An 18110-nucleotide genomic window follows, 5' to 3' on the forward strand; every position below is an offset into this window, starting at 1 on the left:
TTACCGAAAAGACTATATTATATACTTATTGAATTATATCGTTCAATCTCAAGGGATGTATAAAATAATATTAATAGGACGACGAAGGAGGAAATACTCTTGTTAGAAATTAAAACCAACGAATCAGAAGCAGCTGCAAGAATTATAGTTATCGGAGTCGGCGGCGGCGGTAATAACGCAGTGAACCGCATGATCGATGAGCAGATTGCAGGTGTAGAATTTATAGCAATCAATACAGATAAACAGGCACTCCAGTTATGTAAAGCACCAACCTTGATGCAGATTGGTGAGAAGCTTACAAAGGGACTTGGTGCCGGAGCACAGCCGGAAGTAGGGGAGAAGGCTGCAGAAGAAAGTTCAGAGGAGATTTCAGCCGCATTAAAGGGTGCCGACATGGTATTCGTTACCTGTGGTATGGGCGGTGGAACCGGAACAGGAGCAACTCCTGTCGTGGCTCGTATTGCCAAAGAACAGGGAGCACTGACTGTAGGCGTTGTCACAAAGCCTTTCCGCTTTGAGTCAAGAACCCGTATGTCCAATGCTCTTGCAGGAATCGATAAATTAAAAGAGAACGTAGATACATTGATTGTCATCCCGAATGACAAGCTTTTGGAGGTCGTTGACAGAAGGACAACCATGCCGGAGGCTTTAAAGAAAGCGGATGAAGTATTACAGCAGGGTATCCAGGGTATCACTGACCTGATCAACGTACCATCTTTGATCAACCTGGACTTCGCAGATATCCAGACCGTTATGAAGGACAAGGGTATCGCCCACATCGGTATCGGTGCAGGACGCGGAGACGACAAGGCATTAGAGGCAGTAAAACAGGCTGTTGCCAGCCCGCTGCTTGAGACTACTATTCAGGGAGCATCCCATGTTATCATCAACATTTCTGGTGATATCACCCTTATGGATGCATCCGATGCAGCAGAATACGTACAGGAACTTGCCGGAGAGAACGCAAACATCATCTTTGGTGCTATGTACGATGACTCCAGATCAGATGAGGCGACAATCACCGTTATCGCTACCGGCTTACATAACGTAGGCGGAAGTTCTTCCAAGTTAAAAGCAAGACTGGAAGGACAGCAGAAGGTAGGCTCTATCCTCCCATCAGGAGATATGGTAAGCGGAAGGACTCAGATCGATCCTGAACAGCGCAGAGCTGCAGCAAGACCAGCAGGAGTTACAAGCAGACCGGCAGGAGGCACAATGCCGACACTCGATCAGCCAAGAACACCTTCAAGCAAAGTAAAAGAACAGTCCATAAAGATCCCGGACTTCTTCAAGAAGTAAGAGTGGAAATGAAAGTTTAAGGGCGAGTTGGGGCGCTGCGGAGGATTCAGCCGGAGTTTACGCTCGGCGGCCGTGTATGTCTTTTCAAAGACTGCCCCGTTTGCCTACGATCCATAAAAGAAAAAGAACGAAAAACAGAGGCACTAGCATATTTGCAGAGAAATCTTGATGATTTCTCCGCAAGTATGCTACAGAATTCCGTCGTTGAACGACGAATTCTGACCTCTGTTTTTCGTTCTTTTTCTTTAACGGATTGTACGGCTCACTCAAAAGTCTTTGAAAAGACATACACGGCCGCCGGTCGTAAACTCCGGCTGAATCCTCCGCAGCTACGCGCAACATACCGGGATGAAATTTATTTCCCGGGCGGCTTACTGGCGGGGAAAGCGTACGAAACTGACAGGGTGGATAGCTGATCATCCAGGAGTTTCCATCCGTCTTCCTCGTCCAAATTCCCCAGAGTGAGCTTTCCGGCCAATTGGAAGGACGCAGCCAGTCTGCAAGACCGCGGAAACCATGGGGAGGGGGCTGCCGTTTCTACAGGCATCTAAGCGAGTTTAGCAGCACTTAATAAGAAACCGCCGGATTTTGCCGATGGAATTTGATTTTCCAAAATCAAATTCCAGGAATGGCTGAGCCGCGTTTGCATCAGGCAAACGGGGTGAATCCATTCCGTGCGGCAAAATTCGGCGGTTTGTTATTTAGTGCTGTTTAATGAACGGTAAGCCTGAAGAAACGGCAGTCCCCTCCCCATGGTTTTCGTGGCCTTGCAGTCTGGCGGACCCCACCCCACCCGCCGCAACCCTCACTCTCATTTTGTCGAAAGAATCTCTGGGTTTCTGTCAGTTTCTGACAAATTTTCAACGGTATTTTATTTATAATGAATCTTGCTTGAGTGCCAAATCGATTTAGTACCAACGAGAAAGAGGGTGGAGCATGTACTATGAATTATACATAGACGTGTTGTTTCTTGTGAATTTTATGATGGATTCCTTATTGCTTCTATCCGTCGATCAAGTGCTGAAATGTCCTACCACACATGGACGCATTTTTCTGGGGGGAGCAGTTGGCTCGGGACTTACGTGTGTTGTCATTGCCATGCCGGTTCCGGGAGTTATAAAACTCATTCTATTCCACACAACAGTCAATACAATCATGATCAAAACAGGATTAAGGGTCAAAGGAAAAAGAGAATTTGGAAAAGCATTTGGTTTATTGTATATCGCATCCTTTCTTTTTGGAGGAATCCTGCAGGCATTGCATCCTTATGTGCGTGTGGGAAGTCTGTATTTTGCGGCAGCCGTTGGATGTTATTATTTCATCCGGGGAATCTGGAAATTCCTCGTTCGGCTCAAGTCATTGCAGGAAAAAATATGCGAGATCACGCTTTATACCAGTGCTGGTGAACGAAAAATAAAAGCGTTAATTGACACTGGGAACGCTCTTGAAGACAATGTGTCAAAAGAGCCGGTTAGTGTTGTAGATAAAGCTCTGGCAAGGTCCATTTTGACAGATGAAGATATGAAGAACGGCTTTCATTACATCCCGTACCGTACTGTTGGAAAAGAGAGCATCATGCCTGTTTTCCGCATCCGAAAAATGTGCATCCATTTGAAAGAAGAGAAGTGGATAGAAAAGCCAGTCATCGGAGTTTGCGAAGAGCACGTTTCAGAACAAGAAGAATATCAGATGATTTTAAATCCTGACCTATTAGGAGGCATATAAAATGGTAGTAAAAGTAGCAGTACCCCAACAGTTCAAACTAAAAGTAATACCAGACATCAGAAGTATTTTCTTTTCCAACCATAAGGAAATACATTATATCGGAGGCTCCGAGGTGCTGCCGGCCCCATTGGAGACAGAGCGGGAGACAGAGGTGATACAACATCTCGGTTCTGAATACGATGAGGAGGCGAAGAAGCTTCTGATTGAACATAATCTAAGATTAGTTGTATACATAGCTAAAAAATTTGACAATACAGGAGTCGGAGTCGAGGATTTGATTTCTATAGGCACGATTGGCTTGATCAAAGCAATCAATACCTTCAATCCGACCAAAAAAATCAAACTTGCTACCTACGCATCCCGCTGTATAGAAAATGAAATTCTTATGTACCTGCGAAGGAACAGCAAGACCAAGATGGAAGTATCTATCGACGAGCCGCTCAATGTAGATTGGGATGGAAACGAGCTCCTCCTGTCTGATATTCTCGGCACAGAAGAGGACACGATATACAAAGATCTGGAAACCGAGGCAGAGCGTAAAGTCCTTATAAAAGCCATTAATAAACTATCCGCACGGGAAAAATTAATCGTAAAAATGCGATTCGGCCTAGACAATCCCGAAGGCGAAGAAAAAACTCAAAAAGAAGTAGCAGATCTGCTGGGAATCTCCCAGTCCTATATCTCCAGACTGGAGAAAAAAATCATGCAGCGTCTAAAACGCGAGATAGTGCGGTATGATTAAAATGAGTGGGAGAGTTGGAGTTGAAGGGGGACGCCTCTGGGAAAGCGGATAGGATGCGCTGCAGGGCGTTTAGGAGAATGGGATAAGCGGCTTCAATAAAAGATCAGGTGAAATGAGGACCAATTTTCGGACTACCAGTCCGAAAATTGAGTGGACCTACAGGCAAAAGTCATCAAGACTTTTGCCGAATGTCCACGGTGTCCGCTATTTCACCTGATCTTTTATTTAGCCGCTTACCCTTTCTCCGCCAGCCCGCAGCGCATCCTATCCGCTTTCCCAGAGGCTGTTTCCATCAAGTCGGCAGAATCATTTTACAGGAGAAGACCGTGGCCGGAAAGAGAAGGGGGATTTTTGCGGGAAGGAAATATCTTCCTTTTCAAGTATTTCCACTGCAAAATACACTTCTCTGCTAGATATTTTTCCTTAAATGTTTTTTCATTTAAGTGCAATTTTTGCCCTTATGATGCGTTCCTCGCAAGGCTGTGAACCGCGAAGCCAGTTCACATCCGCAGCTCTGCCAGAACTTCCCACCGGAAATGTCAGCTTCTGACCTGATGAACGTAGCCGTAGGGGAGGGGGATGCTGTCTTTGGATGCGTGGTTTGCGTCCTACTGCCCCTTCATCAAAATGAGCGGTGAAATGTGGACTTCCTCCAGGACCACAAGTCCTGGGGGAAAGCCGGCCCGCAGAACGAACTCATCAGAGTTCGTTCGAGTGCCGGCGGTGTCCACCATTTCGCAGCTCATTTTGATTAGGGGCAGTTACCCGCAAATAATAGCATCCAAAGACAGCATCCCCCTCCCCTACGGCGGCCCCCTTTTATCACGCCCCCCTCACATCTTACATTTCCCAAAGTTCCTCTGTTAGTTTAGGAGGAAAGATGATACAATGAAAAGAAAAGGGTTGGTGAAGCTTATGAAACTGACGTTTATTGGAGCAGCCCATGAAGTAACGGGAAGTTGTCATCTGCTGCAGGCAGCGGGAAAGAATATCCTGATTGACTGTGGAATGGAGCAGGGACCTGACCTGTACGAGAATCCGGGGCTTCCGATCCCGGAGAAGGATATCGATTATGTGTTTTTGACCCATGCACATATCGATCATTCTGGATTACTTCCGTTGTTGGCGAAGAAAGGATTCAAGGGGGGAATCTTTACGACCTACGCGACAGCGGACCTTTGTAATATTATGCTGCGTGATAGTGCGCATATTCAGGAGTTTGAGGCGGAGTGGCGCAACAGAAAGGGACGTCGTGCCGGGCAGCCGGTATTCGAGCCCATCTATATCATGCAGGACGCCCTGGATGCGATTGAACTTCTTGTTCCATGCCAATATGCGGAGCGTATTAAAATTTGTGAAGGGGTCGAGATTCGCTTTACCGATGTAGGCCACCTCCTCGGCTCGGCCAGTATTGAGGTCTGGGTCACAGAGGATGGCATTTCGAAGAAGATTGTATTTTCCGGTGACGTGGGGAATACGAATCAGCCAATCATAAAAGACCCAAGTTATACGGAGTCGGCCGATTATGTGGTAATAGAGTCCACCTACGGCAATCGGGTCCACTCGACGGAGAAGATTGATTATCTGAAAGATTTTACAAAAGTACTAAAGGAGACATTTGACAGAAAGGGAAATGTTGTCATTCCATCCTTTGCAGTGGGCAGGACACAGGAGATGTTGTACTTTATCCGGGAGATCAAGGAAAAGAACCTGTTAAAAGAATACCCGGATTTTGAGGTCTATCTGGATAGTCCTCTCGCAATCGAGGCCACCAAGGTCTTTTCCAAAAATATGAGGGAATGCTTTGATGAGGATGCACTTGCTTTGGTGAACCAGGGCATTAACCCCCTTGTGTTCCCGGGATTAAAGACCTCCACCACCAGTGAGGATTCCAAGATGATCAACCTGATCGAAAAGCCGAAGGTCATTATTTCGGCATCAGGTATGTGTGATGCAGGACGGATTCGCCATCATTTAAAGCATAACCTGTGGCGGCCGGAATGTACGATTCTGTTTGTCGGATATCAGGCCAATGGAACTCTCGGCCGCCGGCTTTTGGAAGGGGAAAAGAATGTGAAGCTCTTTGGGGAGCCAATCGAGGTCCATGCGAGGATCGAGAGCCTTCACGGCGTCAGCGGACACGCGGATATGAATGGCCTTTTGGATTGGATGAGCGGGTTCAAGACACCTCTTGAGCATGTATTTGTTGTTCACGGTGAAGATCAGGTGACCGAAGAATTTGCAAAGACGATTGAAGAAAAATTTAGCTGTCCGGCCTGGGCACCTTATCCGAATGGCGAGGTAGACCTGGCGAAAAATGAGATTCTAAGTGAAGGCGTGCGGATTCCTGTAAAGGGTAAGAAACCTGCTCAGAAGAAAGCAGACGCAGCATTTGAAAGACTGCTTGCAGCCGGCAGGAGACTTTTGGATGTCATCTACAGGAATGAAGGGATTGCCAATAAGGATAAAGCGAAATTTGAAAACCAGATCAATAATCTGGCAGACAAGTGGGACAGTTGGGATTAAGGTTTACAATGTTCCTGCGTATATGGTAAAACTGGATATGTTAAACTAATATAGAAATCTTCTTTCTCCACATACTAAGTGTGCACAGTTGTGTATGCATTTATGTGAAGAAAGGAGATTTTTTTATGCAGGAGACACATTTGGCAATTGCATCAATCCCGATCCAACAGTGGGGTGCATTATACGATGAGAAAGAAGCATTGTGCACTGGTACAATCTTCCAGGAGTTAAATAAGCCCTTTTTTGCAGCAGAAATTGAAAAAAAGAGTCTGAACAAGGCAAAACCAAAATCAGAAGAACAGAGAAAAAGAGAAGAGATGCTCAGTAAGATTATGGAGGTAAGCTTTGTACTGGATGACCTGACTTTGTATTTAGATACGCACTGCCAGGATAGTCAGGCAATGGATCTGTATCAGAAAAAATCGCAGGAGCGAAAGGATTTGAAACAACAGTTTGCAGCAGCATTTTACCCGCTGACACGGGACTGCATCATGGATTGTAAAAAGGACAAGGCTTTTTGCTGGCAGGAAGGCCCAATGCCCTGGGAAGGAGCGTGTGTATAAATGTGGACTTATGAAAAGAGATTACAGTTTCCAGTAAAAATTACAAAGACCTGTCCGAAGACAGCACAGATGATCATCAGTCAGTATGGAGGACCGGATGGCGAATTGTCTGCATCCATGCGGTATCTGTCCCAGCGTTATACCATGCCTGTAAAACAGGTCGGTGGACTTTTGACTGATATCGGTACTGAAGAACTGGCGCATATGGAAATTATCTGTGCCATGGTCTATCAGTTGACAAAACATCTGACGATCGAGGAGGCTAAGGAAGCAGGGTTCGATGCGTATTATGTCGACCATACAACAGCTTTATGGCCTCAGGCAGCCTCAGCACTGCCTTTTACGTCCATCGAATTTCAGTCCAAGGGTGATGCCATCACAGACCTTACAGAAGATCTCGCGGCAGAGCAGAAAGCACGTACCGTGTATGATAACCTGTTAAGGATGATTCCTGATGCAGAAGTAAGAGAACCGCTGAAATTCCTCCGCGCTAGAGAAATCGTGCATTTCCAGAGATTTGGGGAGGCATTGGAGAAGACAAAGGAAAAACTGGATTCCAAGAATTTCTATTATTTCAACCCTGAATTTGATAAAGGGATGATGAAGACAGAGCTTTAAGGACTTCAGAACGTAGAAAATGAAAGATGGTGTCATGTCTGAATTATCTTAGACATGGCATCATTTTTATGTAAAAAGTAGATTCCATTTTTAGCCGGGGCGATTTGTCCTTGTCAAGGACTAAAACTTTTTTAAATTTTCCTCCCTTGAGAATAACTGACAGATGAATTGAGAATCATTTTATTAGATTAAAAATTTCGTCCAGGAGGATTCTGAATATGGCTCTGAATAAAGTAGAATTATGTGGTGTGAATACAGCAAAGCTTCCGCTCTTAAAAGAGGAGGAGAAGGAGGCATTGTTTGTAAGGATTAAACAGGGAGATGAGGAAGCACGTGAGCAGTATATCAAGGGAAATTTAAGACTGGTCTTAAGTGTGATCAAGCGGTTTTCAAGCAGCAATGAGAATGCAGATGATCTGTTTCAAATCGGTTGTGTGGGACTGATGAAGGCAGTGGACCACTTTGATCCTGAACGGGCAGTCAAATTTTCCACATATGCAGTGCCAATGATCATTGGTGAAATCAGACGGTATTTACGGGACAATAATTCTATCCGTGTCAGCCGATCCCTGAGGGATACGGCGTATAAGGCCATTTACGCCAAAGAAGGTTACATGAAAAAACATCTGAAAGAGCCTACCGTCCAGGAAATTGCGGAAGAAATCGGAATCTCCAAAGAAGACATCGTCTTTGCTCTGGATGCGATCCAGATGCCCATGAGCCTTCATGAGCCAGTATACAGCGATGGCGGTGACACCCTTTACGTGATGGATCAGGTCAGCGATAAAAAGAATAAAGAGGAGAACTGGGTAGAAGAGCTTTCACTGGAAGCCGCCATGGAACGCCTGAATGAGAGGGAACGCTATATTATCACACTTCGCTTCTTTGAAGGAAAGACCCAGATGGAGGTCGCTGAGGAAATCAAAATCTCCCAGGCCCAGGTAAGCCGTCTGGAAAAAAATGCCTTAAAAGTCATGAAACAATACCTCCTTGGATAAAACAAAAATTCCTCCGATCGTGGCCTTATCGACCGCCTGAATGCACTCTATTTGATTCATCATAAGTTCACTCATAAATTTTCTTTTTTATGGTTGAAATTTCCATGACTTCATACTATGATATTCCTAGTACATGGCAGACGTAATCATCAGGAGATTCTGCCATGCACCAGGGCTGATTGGAAGGGACGATAGAAGGAAAGTTTTCCGATGTCCTCCGGCGGCTGAGAAATGAACCTGCCTGGCAGGTGTGTAGAGAATGGAGAGGAATCATGTATAAAGCCTGCATTTTTGATTTAGACGGAACATTAACAGATACGTTGGATTCTTTGACCTTTTCTGTGAACGAGACCATGAAAGAGATGGGCCTTCTTGAAATTACGAGAGAGCAGTGCCGCATGTTCGTGGGGAATGGGTCTAAGGTATTGCTTGAAAAGGCTTTACAGGCATCTGGAAAGGATGCAGCAGGACGTCTTGAGGAGGCACTTCTGAGATATGAACGCATATTCCGCACAGGATGCACATATCATGTAGTACCATATGACGGGATTACAGAGCTGCTCGCAGAACTTAAGGCCGCGGGGATCAAGACCGCTGTGCTTTCGAATAAGCCGGACAGCAATGCGCGCAGTGTGGTAGAAGAAATCTTCGGGACGGATATGTTTGCCTGGGTACAGGGACAGAAAGAGGACGTACCGAGAAAGCCGGACCCTGCAGCAGCAATTGAGATTGCAAAGAGGTTAGATGCATTGCCGTCAGAGACCATATATATTGGAGATTCCGAGGTGGATATCGCCACAGGGACGGCCGCAAAGATGAAGACCATCGGGGTCTCCTGGGGCTTCCGAACGAAGGAAGCACTAAAGGAGGCAGGAGCCGGTCTGATCATAGATTCTCCGAAGGAGATCATGGAATTTATCAAGAATAGGGAGGTGGAAAGTCATGAATGAATACGATGAGGAGTGTCTACTTACGTTTTTGCAGAAACAGTCCCAGCTTTTCGATGAACCAGTGGCTGAGACAATCGAGGAGGCAGAAGCCTTCCTGGAAGACTGCATGGCGGTCGTTGTAGATTCCATTGGGGAAGTCAGAGAGTATTTTGAAGAGAATGGAATCGATGTAGATGCAATGTCTGAAGAAGAACTGGAGGATGCTTCAGAAGTTTTTGCATTGCCGAATGGTCAGTATCTGATCGTGGAAGGATAAACACACATACAAAAGCCGCAGCATCATTTCACTGCGGCTTTTTCTATGGCTTCTTTTATAGCGTCCAGGATGATCTGGGAGGTATATGGGGTATCATCGGATAGGCTGATATCCTCAAGAGACTGTTTGTCGTATACCTGGTCAGCAATGTCCTCGATCGCGGGTTGAATGAGCGGGAACATGGTAGTCATCGCTTCATCCAGGTTGGAGAACCGGATGGAATTAATGTGGGACTCATCCACGGACACCTCAACCTCCAGGTTTGTGTTGTTCAGAGTCAGTGTAGATGTATAAACTCCCGGAGTGTACTGCTTTTTCGTATCTGCACTTTTATCTTTTCCTCCGGGACGGAACATGACTACTAAAAGAATGATAAGCAGTATGCCCAGTGCCGCGAAAACAGCGGTATAAATGATTTCTTTCATATGCAGAACGATGATTTTTGTTTTGGAACCCATGAAAAAGACCTCCCATGTTCGTCATTTTTGCTTTTGGATAATGAAACAGATGTTGATCTGCCCATTTCTCTTTTTATAAGTGTATGACGGGAACCTGAAAAATATTCGCGGCTTTTACGTGACAAACTAAGGTCTATCCTGTAAAATGGATTGAGATGTGGATATGCCTTCTTGGAATAGAGCGTTCAAGAAGTATGAAATGTAGAGGTGAAGGGAATGTATATTATTGCAGGATTAGGAAATCCGGATAAACAATATGAAGGTACAAGGCACAATGTTGGTTTTGAAGTCATTGATGCCATTGCGGACCAATATAATATATCAGTGGACACAAGAAAGCACCGTGCACTGATTGGTAAAGGAGTCATAGGCGGCCAGAAGGTCATTCTGGCGAAGCCGATGACTTATATGAATTTAAGCGGTGAGAGTATCATCAGCCTGGTGGATTATTACAAGGTCGACATCGAGCAGGAGCTGATTATCATTTATGATGACGTCAGCCTGGGAGTCGGACAGCTTCGTATCCGTGCAAAGGGAAGCGCCGGAGGACATAACGGGATCAAGAGTATTATCGCACATCTGGGCAGTCAGGTCTTCCCACGTATTAAGGTGGGGGTCGGTGAGAAGCCGCCAAGGTATGACCTGGCAGATTATGTTCTCGGACATTTTACAAAGGCGGAGCATGAGCTGATGGAGGAGGGATACCGCAATGCGGTACATGCCGTAGAGATGATGACCGCAGGCGAGATCCAGGCGGCCATGAATGAATATAATCGGAAAAAGAAGGAAGAGTAGTGAATATGCAGGCTTTTTTAGCGCCGCTTGCCGAGCTGGCGGAGTATAAGGAGATATTCGGCAGACGTTTGAAGGAGAAAGGAATATTGCAGATCGCAGGCTGTGTCAATTCCCAGAAGACACACCTGATGTATGCACTCGGCGATGGTTGTTATTATAAGATCATCGCCTTTTCCAGTGATGAAAAGGCAAAAAAAGCATATGAGGAGTACCGTTTTCTGGACAAAGAGGTCTATCTTTATCCGGCAAAGGACCTGCTGTTTTATCATGCAGATATCAAAGGAAAATATCTGGTAAAGCAGCGCATGGAGGTCGTCCGTGCAATCATTGAGGCCGGGGAGGATACAGGAATCACGGTCATTACGACGGTCGATGCATTTTTGGATGGGATGCCCAAACTCGAGGAGATCCAGGAAAAGAGAGTCCATATATCAGCAGACGGTGCGGTGGATTTTACAAAGCTTCAGGAAAAGCTTTCTGCCATGGGATATGAAAGAGAAGTGGAAGTGGATGCCCCGGGACAGTTCGCCGTGCGCGGAGGGATTCTGGATGTGTTTCCGCTGACAGAGGAACAGCCTGTCCGTATCGAATTGTGGGGGGATGAGGTGGACTCTATCCGTACCTTCGATGTGGAGAATCAGCGCTCCATCGAGAACCTGGAAGAGGTGACGATCTATCCGGCGGCAGAGCTGCAGGAAAAGAGCGGGGAGTGCGTTTCTTTCCTGGATTATTTTCCGGCGGATAAAAGCCTTCTTTTCCTGGATGAGCCGATACGACTGATCGAACGGCTTGATGAGGTGGAGGAGGAATTCTTAAGCAGCCAGAAAAACAGAGAAGAGGCCGGCTTTGAAGATGGGGAAGATGAATTGGAGGTCTTTTCAATAAAGACATTGATTGAAAAGATGAATCAGTACCATGGAATCGGTCTGACGACTCTGGAGTCGAAGTGCGGGCATTTTCACGTGAGGGAGACGTACAGTCTTCAGACAAAGGGCGTCAATCCTTACAATAATAGCTTTGAAATGCTCACAAGGGATCTAAAGAGACTCAAGCGCAATGGCTATCGCGTCATCCTGCTCTCCGGCTCCCGGACGCGTGCGAGGCGTCTGGCAGAGGATTTAAGAGATTATGATCTGAGCAGCTTTTACAGTGAGGACATGGACCGGGAAGTGCAGCCGGGGGAAATCATGGTTGCCTACGGTCATGTGGAAGAGGGCTATGAATATCCGATGCTGAAATTCATGGTCATCTCGGAGACGGATATTTTCGGGAAGCAGAAAAAGAAGAAACGCCGCAAGGTCTATGAGGGACAGAAAATCCAAAATTTCTCCGAATTGAAGGTCGGGGATTATGTGGTCCATGAGAATCACGGTCTTGGTATTTATCAGGGAATCGAGAAGATCGAAGTCGATAAAGTCACAAAGGACTACATGAAGATTTCTTATGCGGGCGGCGGGACACTCTACATTCTGGCAACACAGTTGGATCTGATTCAGAAGTATGCGGGCGCAGATGCGAAGAAGCCGAAGCTGAATAAGCTCGGGACCAGCCAGTGGGCCAAGACGAAGAGTCAGGTGCGCGGGGCGGTCCGCGAGGTGGCAAAGGATCTTGTGGAGCTGTATGCGACCAGGCAGCAGGCGGAAGGGTATGTCTACGAACCAGATACGGTGTGGCAGAAGGAGTTTGAGGAGATGTTCCCATTCGAGGAGACTGAGGATCAGCTCCAGGCAATCGCGGACACGAAGCGTGACATGGAGAGTAAGAAGATCATGGATCGTCTGATCTGCGGGGATGTTGGTTATGGAAAGACGGAGATCGCGATCCGGGCTGCATTTAAGGCCGTGCAGGAAGGAAAGCAGGTGGTCTACCTCGTACCCACGACTATTTTGGCACAGCAGCATTATAATACGTTCATGCAGCGGATGAAGGATTTCCCTGTGCGTGTCGATCTGCTCTGCCGTTTCCGTTCCTCCACACAGCAGAAAAAGACAGTGGAGGACCTGAAAAAAGGATTGGTGGATATCGTGGTCGGGACGCACAGAGTCCTGTCCAAGGATGTCCAGTTCAAAGATCTGGGACTTCTGATCATCGATGAGGAGCAGCGTTTCGGCGTGACCCATAAAGAGAAGATTAAAAAGCTGAAGGAAAATATCGATGTCCTGACGCTGACGGCGACCCCGATTCCAAGGACTCTGCATATGAGCCTGATCGGTATCCGCGATATGAGCGTGCTGGAGGAAGCTCCCATGGACCGTATGCCGATTCAGACTTATGTCATGGAATATAATGATGAGATGGTGCGGGAAGCGATTGAGCGGGAGCTTTCCAGAGATGGACAGGTGTATTATGTCTATAACCGGGTCAGCGATATTGCGGATGTGGCCGGAAGGATACAGAAACTGGTGCCGGATGCCGTGGTCTCCTTTGCCCATGGACAGATGAACGAGCGGGAACTGGAAAATATCATGTATGATTTCATCAATGGGGATATTGACGTCCTGGTGTCAACGACGATCATCGAGACCGGGCTGGATATTTCCAATGTAAATACTATGATTATCCATGATGCTGACCGGCTCGGGCTGTCACAGCTTTACCAGCTTCGGGGAAGAGTCGGACGTTCCAACCGTATGGCATATGCATTTCTCTTATACAGAAGGGATAAGATGTTAAAAGAGGTGGCGGAGAAACGGCTGGCGGCAATCCGCGAATTTACCGATTTAGGCTCCGGCTTCAAGATTGCCATGCGGGATCTGGAAATCCGTGGCGCGGGCAACCTTTTGGGCGCGGAACAGCACGGACACATGGAGGCCGTGGGATATGATCTGTACTGTAAGATGCTCAATGAGGCTGTCAAGCAGTTAAAGGGTGAGATCGAGGAAGAGCTGTATGCAACTACGATTGACCTGAATATCGATGCCTACATCCCAGAATCCTATATTCCGAACGAATATCAGAAGCTGGATGTTTATAAGAGGATTGCCAGTATTGAAAATGAAGAAGAGATGGATGACATGATCGAGGAGCTGATCGACCGTTTCGGAGACATTCCAAGAAAGGTGCAGCAGTTATTGAATATTGCAGGCTTAAAGGCGCTTGCCCATTCTGCATATGTAACAGCGGTAGAGCAGAAGGGAGACGCATATCAGTTCACCATGTATGAGAAGGCAAAAGTACAGCCGCAGAAGATACCGGGACTTTTGAAAGCCTACAATGGCAGTCTTATATTCAAGGCGGATACGCCGCCATATTTCCTTTATCAAAAGAAGGGACGCAGTGGAAAGTCAAAGGATGAGGATGTTCTGGAATTAGTGAAAAAGGTGTTAAATGATATAAAAGGCTTGTTAGAATAGCAAAAAAAGGCTATAATAATGAAGTTAAAATGTACGTAGGAGGATGTTATGGGACAGTTCAGAAAAAAAATGATCATCGTGGCAGCGGCAGGCGCCCTTGCAGTTTCATCCCTGGCGGGCTGCAGCCGTTCAATGGATAATGATGCAGTCGTTGCAGAGGTCGGTAAGGATAAGATCACACTGGGAGTTGCGAATTTTTATGCCAGAATGCAGCAGGCACAGTACGAGACCTACTATGCAGGCATGATGGGAATGACCGGCGAGGATATGTGGAAGCAGGAGATCGAGGATGGGAAGACCTATGAGGACAGCACGAAGGAGAGCATATTAGAAGCTCTCGAGAACCTCTATCTTTTGGAACAGCATGCCACAGATTATAAAGTAGAACTGACTGATGATGATAAAAAGGCGATCAACAAGGCCGCCAATTCTTTTGTGGAGAACAACACATTAGAGGATAAGGAAGCCGTGTCCGGTTACGAGAAGAATGTTAAGAAGTTCCTGGAGCTTGTCACCATCCAGAGCAAGATGGACCAGCCGATGAAGGAAGGGGTCGACGAGAACGTTTCCGACGAAGAGGCTGCACAAAAGAGTATGCAGTATGTATTTTTCTCATATAATAAGACCGATGAAGAGGGGAATTCCACTGCACTGTCAGATGATGAAAAGGCAGCCTTAAAAGAGACGGCACAGGCGTTAGATGACAGCCTTAAGGCAAGCGAGACCAAGGACATCGAGGCCGCTGCAAAAGAAGCAGGTCAGGAGGTCCAGACGGCGACATTTGATTCCGAATCCACCTCACCAAATGCGGATCTGGTAAAAGCTGCAGATGCATTGGAGAATGAAGGGGATGTCACCGATCTTGTAGAGACAGATTCTGGAATTTATGTAGCAAAGGTCACAAGCTTCTTAGACCGGGAAGCTACTGATGCAAAGAAGGAATCCATTGTTCAGCAGAGAAAGCAGGAGCAGTATGATTCCCTTCTGAAAAAATGGAGAAAAGATACCGAAATCAAAGAGCATAAAAAAGTCTGGAAGAAAATAGATTTCAACAAACAGGGCGTGACCATAAAGCAGAGTGAGCCAGCCGGAGACAAATAAAGATTCGGGGCAACTGTAACGGCCCAGGTACTTTAAGTCAGTGCATTTGATTTCGTGCTTGCAATTCCTCCCTTTTGGTGATAGAATACATTCAGTCCGTGAGGGAGTAGTTGGCGTAATGGATACGTGGTAAGTCAACATACTGACTGAAAAGTCTGGCTTATCTTAATTAATGAGACTCATGTACAGTTTATTTGCTGTACATGCGTCTTTTTTTGTACCCTCTATTTGGAAGATATTTCATATAGAGCAGGTATGCATATTGCAGTAAATAGGCCCAGACGTATTGGTATTGTTTTAGATATAAAATCAGATTACTAAAGAGAAAAAGATGGCACAGGAGGAAATAAAAATGGGATTTATAGAATTGTTTTTACTGGCAGTGGGATTGTCGATGGATGCCTTTGCGGTATCCGTCTGTAAGGGCCTGGCGATGCGCAGGATTACGATCCAAAAAGCATCTATCGTAGGGTTGTGGTTCGGTGGGTTTCAGGCATTGATGCCGCTGGTGGGATATTTTCTGGGCGTCCAGTTCCAGGACAAGATTACGGCGATCGACCACTGGATCGCATTTATCCTGCTTGGAATCATCGGGATCAACATGGTCCGAGAGGCTCTATCGGGCGACTGTGAGAATACCAGCGATTCGCTGGATGTAAAGACCATGTTCGTCCTCGCTGTTGCAACCAGTATCGATGCCCTTGCAGTGGGAATCACATTCGCCTTTCTTCAGGTGGAGATCATCCCGGCGGTCTCATTTATCGGAGTGACTACATTCATTCTTTCCGCAGCAGGAGTGAAGATCGGCAATGTCTTTGGGACGAAGTATAAGGCAAAGGCAGAACTGGCTGGAGGGGTGATCCTGATTTTATTAGGAATCAAGATCTTATTGGAGCACTTGGGGATTTTCTAAAGCTTAAATGCCCCCAGTTCTTCCCGGGCTACATACAAAGTCCGGTCTTCCCGGGTACGCAGGGTCCATTTGACCAAGGTCAATTTCCTGTTCTGGAGCTCCATACAGGTAATGCATCTTGGATGCACACAGCTTCCCGTATTAAAATACGGAGAGTCCGTGCTTCCGATCATAGGCCGGTGCGTGTGTCCTGTCACAAGGAATTTCTGTTCCTGCACCGCCCATTCTGTCAGGCGTGATTCTGTCTTTTTCTTTCTTGTATAATTTTTGGCTGTGCTGGTCGGGTCAGAAAAGCCGATTGCTTCAAGTGGTTTCCATACATACCGTACAAGGAACTTTGCAACGGGAGCCAGCGTACTGTTCAAAAAATCGGCCTGATGTCCGTGAGTCAGATATAAATCATTTCCCAATTCCATATCTTTCAAAATTAATCCCTGTAGATAACAATACTTGGGAAACAGGGGAGTCTCTGCTTCCTGGCCGCTCAGATGGTAGGTGGAGCAGTGCTTCTGACAGTAAGAACAGTGCTGCTTGCTGTGGTCATGGTTGCCATAAAGCAGATACAGGCGGTTTTTTTCCTGAAATTTGGTCATCAGCCAGAAGACATCGCTGTGAATGTCAATGATCTGGGAGAGCGAACGGTTTTCCCACAATTCATCTCCATCACCCAATTCTACATAGGAAAACTCCTTTTCGTAATAATAATTCAAGGCAGCAAAATACAAATTTTGGTTTTTAAGAAAGTTATCGTTATGGTTGCCGCACCCGCGGTGGCAGTCACTGATGAGCACAAAGCGGGAACTGCTGTAAAAGGGAACCTGGGGAGCCTCTCCGAAGGCTCTGGTGATTCGTTCATACCAGCTCATAGTTTGCACCTCCCATGCTTTTGAAACTTCCGTAGAACAAGGGTCTTTCGAAAAATGAACGGGTGTATTTCATGCAGGTAGAGCAGACGGTCCACCGTGGTGAAAAAAGGACTCGTCGTCCATAAGAATAGTTCGCATAAAGTACTGTTTCGAAGAAGCATATACTTTTTTTGCAGAGGATCAGAAGGTGTGAGCAGTGCTGCTTTGGGCCGGGTAAAATAGAATTGGACGGCAGAAGAGGAGACGAGTATTTCACTGCTCTTATAACCAAGTCCGTGGAGGGCGCGGGTGAAGGCACGGCACATATCAGGTTCCGGGAAGGTCAGAGTCACCTCCAGAATCAAATCTTCCGGCGGTGCGGCAATTCCCATGACAAAACCGGCGTTCCACCAGTGTTTTTGTGAAAGAGTAAAAAAAGGACAATCCGGGCCAATCAGCCGTAGTTTGGATGGAATCATTTCCTTAGAGGAGACGGCCGTGAAAATGGTCTGGGGACGCAGTGCAGGGGGAACGATCGAGTCCGCGTGGTAAAATCCGGCCTCTGCTCCGGTATTGATTCCATACTGTCCTTTACGGAATTCAATCAGCCATGTTTTTCCCTGATAATTAAAATAGACTGGTTCACAGTCTAATACCATATGCAGGGACAAAGCCGATAAGTCGTAGAACTCCCCATACCCGAATTCCTTCTGCCAGGTGTCAACAGGAGCTGTGAAAATATCCTGGACGAATTGATAGGTGAATCCATATGGCTTTGCCAGTTCATTCAGCAAGTCACATTTTTTACGATAGGAGAGTTGACTGATCCTTTGGACTGCCTGCTTTTTTCTGTGGTAATTCAGTAAATATAAGACAAATATTAATACAATAGGGATAGGAATGAAGTAGTACATGCTCAAGATCCTGCAGCTGTTCTTACTATATTATATGCGTGGATGAAAAAAATG

The 18110-nt window shown here is 46.3% G+C and carries 16 protein-coding genes; 13 read left to right on the forward strand and 3 right to left on the reverse strand.

Annotation, left to right across the window (positions count from 1 at the left end; genetic code table 11):
• Window positions 1-99 precede the first annotated feature (99 nt).
• From ftsZ to HGO97_RS14290, 9 genes are all read left to right on the forward strand, one after another.
• A complete protein-coding gene (gene ftsZ, locus HGO97_RS14245) occupies window positions 100-1299 on the forward strand; it encodes a cell division protein FtsZ (RefSeq protein WP_216242938.1) in 1200 nt (399 codons plus the stop codon).
• A gap of 936 nt (window positions 1300-2235) precedes the next feature.
• Complete coding sequence (locus HGO97_RS14250; protein WP_216242940.1) at window positions 2236-3024, forward strand: sigma-E processing peptidase SpoIIGA; 789 nt, start codon at window positions 2236-2238, stop codon at window positions 3022-3024.
• Between the two features lies 1 nt (window position 3025).
• Complete coding sequence (sigE, locus tag HGO97_RS14255; protein ID WP_216242942.1) at window positions 3026-3766, forward strand: RNA polymerase sporulation sigma factor SigE; 741 nt, start codon at window positions 3026-3028, stop codon at window positions 3764-3766.
• A gap of 915 nt (window positions 3767-4681) precedes the next feature.
• A complete protein-coding gene (locus HGO97_RS14260) occupies window positions 4682-6292 on the forward strand; it encodes an MBL fold metallo-hydrolase RNA specificity domain-containing protein (RefSeq protein WP_216243107.1) in 1611 nt (536 codons plus the stop codon).
• Window positions 6293-6417: 125 nt separating this feature from the next.
• Complete coding sequence (locus tag HGO97_RS23805; protein ID WP_246597458.1) at window positions 6418-6855, forward strand: spore coat protein CotJB; 438 nt, start codon at window positions 6418-6420, stop codon at window positions 6853-6855.
• On the forward strand, window positions 6856-7473 hold the full coding sequence (locus tag HGO97_RS14275) for a manganese catalase family protein (protein WP_216242944.1): 618 nt from the start codon (window positions 6856-6858) through the stop codon (window positions 7471-7473).
• A 218-nt stretch (window positions 7474-7691) separates the two neighbouring features.
• Window positions 7692-8471, forward strand: a complete 780-nt coding sequence (gene sigG, locus HGO97_RS14280) for an RNA polymerase sporulation sigma factor SigG (protein WP_216242946.1) — start codon at window positions 7692-7694, stop codon at window positions 8469-8471.
• Between the two features lie 272 nt (window positions 8472-8743).
• Window positions 8744-9421 carry an HAD family hydrolase gene (locus HGO97_RS14285; protein WP_216242948.1) on the forward strand — a complete coding sequence of 226 codons (678 nt, stop codon included), beginning with the start codon at window positions 8744-8746 and terminating at the stop codon, window positions 9419-9421.
• Entirely contained in the window at window positions 9414-9677 is a 264-nt protein-coding gene (locus tag HGO97_RS14290; RefSeq protein ID WP_216242950.1) for a glyoxalase, read from the forward strand. Before HGO97_RS14285 ends, HGO97_RS14290 begins: the two co-directional genes overlap by 8 nt.
• A gap of 23 nt (window positions 9678-9700) precedes the next feature.
• Here the strand turns inward: HGO97_RS14290 and HGO97_RS14295 are convergent, their stop codons facing one another.
• A complete protein-coding gene (locus tag HGO97_RS14295; protein WP_216242952.1) occupies window positions 9701-10135 on the reverse strand; it encodes a hypothetical protein in 435 nt (144 codons plus the stop codon).
• 216 nt (window positions 10136-10351) lie between these two features.
• Here HGO97_RS14295 and pth point away from each other — a divergent pair, with 216 nt between their 5' ends.
• From pth to HGO97_RS14315, 4 genes are all read left to right on the forward strand, one after another.
• Window positions 10352-10930 (forward strand): aminoacyl-tRNA hydrolase, encoded by a 579-nt coding sequence (gene pth / locus HGO97_RS14300; RefSeq protein ID WP_216242954.1) that lies wholly within the window; start codon window positions 10352-10354, stop codon window positions 10928-10930.
• Window positions 10931-10935: 5 nt separating this feature from the next.
• The gene (gene mfd, locus HGO97_RS14305; protein ID WP_216242956.1) at window positions 10936-14283 is read left to right on the forward strand and encodes a transcription-repair coupling factor; all 3348 of its coding nucleotides are present in this window, start codon (window positions 10936-10938) and stop codon (window positions 14281-14283) included.
• A gap of 48 nt (window positions 14284-14331) precedes the next feature.
• Window positions 14332-15384 (forward strand): peptidyl-prolyl cis-trans isomerase, encoded by a 1053-nt coding sequence (locus HGO97_RS14310; protein WP_216242959.1) that lies wholly within the window; start codon window positions 14332-14334, stop codon window positions 15382-15384.
• 352 nt (window positions 15385-15736) lie between these two features.
• Complete coding sequence (locus HGO97_RS14315) at window positions 15737-16297, forward strand: manganese efflux pump MntP (protein ID WP_216242961.1); 561 nt, start codon at window positions 15737-15739, stop codon at window positions 16295-16297.
• Here HGO97_RS14315 and HGO97_RS14320 read toward each other — a convergent pair.
• Both HGO97_RS14320 and HGO97_RS14325 read right to left on the reverse strand, forming a co-directional pair.
• Window positions 16294-17163, reverse strand: coding sequence for a metallophosphoesterase (locus tag HGO97_RS14320; RefSeq protein WP_216242963.1), 870 nt, complete (start codon window positions 17161-17163; stop codon window positions 16294-16296). The two genes, HGO97_RS14315 and HGO97_RS14320, sit on opposite strands and share 4 nt — an antisense overlap.
• The gene (locus HGO97_RS14325; protein ID WP_216242965.1) at window positions 17160-18056 is read right to left on the reverse strand and encodes a DUF4474 domain-containing protein; all 897 of its coding nucleotides are present in this window, start codon (window positions 18054-18056) and stop codon (window positions 17160-17162) included. The genes HGO97_RS14320 and HGO97_RS14325 overlap by 4 nt, the downstream gene beginning before the upstream one ends.
• Window positions 18057-18110 lie beyond the last annotated feature (54 nt).

This window comes from Faecalicatena faecalis (genome assembly GCF_012524165.2).
In the GTDB taxonomy this organism is placed as follows: domain Bacteria; phylum Bacillota; class Clostridia; order Lachnospirales; family Lachnospiraceae; genus Faecalicatena_A; species Faecalicatena_A faecalis.

Bases quoted from the DNA above. Each gene is read 5' to 3' on its own strand.
- HGO97_RS14250 (WP_216242940.1), top strand. From the start codon at position 2,236: ATGTACTATGAATTATACATAGACGTGTTGTTTCTTGTGAATTTTATG.
- sigE (WP_216242942.1), top strand. From the start codon at position 3,026: ATGGTAGTAAAAGTAGCAGTACCCCAACAGTTCAAACTAAAAGTAATA.
- HGO97_RS14260 (WP_216243107.1), top strand. From the start codon at position 4,682: ATGAAACTGACGTTTATTGGAGCAGCCCATGAAGTAACGGGAAGTTGT.
- HGO97_RS23805 (WP_246597458.1), top strand. From the start codon at position 6,418: ATGCAGGAGACACATTTGGCAATTGCATCAATCCCGATCCAACAGTGG.
- HGO97_RS14275 (WP_216242944.1), top strand. From the start codon at position 6,856: ATGTGGACTTATGAAAAGAGATTACAGTTTCCAGTAAAAATTACAAAG.
- sigG (WP_216242946.1), top strand. From the start codon at position 7,692: ATGGCTCTGAATAAAGTAGAATTATGTGGTGTGAATACAGCAAAGCTT.
- HGO97_RS14285 (WP_216242948.1), top strand. From the start codon at position 8,744: ATGTATAAAGCCTGCATTTTTGATTTAGACGGAACATTAACAGATACG.
- HGO97_RS14290 (WP_216242950.1), top strand. From the start codon at position 9,414: ATGAATGAATACGATGAGGAGTGTCTACTTACGTTTTTGCAGAAACAG.
- HGO97_RS14295 (WP_216242952.1), bottom strand. From the start codon at position 10,135: ATGGGTTCCAAAACAAAAATCATCGTTCTGCATATGAAAGAAATCATT.
- pth (WP_216242954.1), top strand. From the start codon at position 10,352: ATGTATATTATTGCAGGATTAGGAAATCCGGATAAACAATATGAAGGT.
- mfd (WP_216242956.1), top strand. From the start codon at position 10,936: ATGCAGGCTTTTTTAGCGCCGCTTGCCGAGCTGGCGGAGTATAAGGAG.
- HGO97_RS14310 (WP_216242959.1), top strand. From the start codon at position 14,332: ATGGGACAGTTCAGAAAAAAAATGATCATCGTGGCAGCGGCAGGCGCC.
- HGO97_RS14315 (WP_216242961.1), top strand. From the start codon at position 15,737: ATGGGATTTATAGAATTGTTTTTACTGGCAGTGGGATTGTCGATGGAT.
- HGO97_RS14320 (WP_216242963.1), bottom strand. From the start codon at position 17,163: ATGAGCTGGTATGAACGAATCACCAGAGCCTTCGGAGAGGCTCCCCAG.
- HGO97_RS14325 (WP_216242965.1), bottom strand. From the start codon at position 18,056: ATGTACTACTTCATTCCTATCCCTATTGTATTAATATTTGTCTTATAT.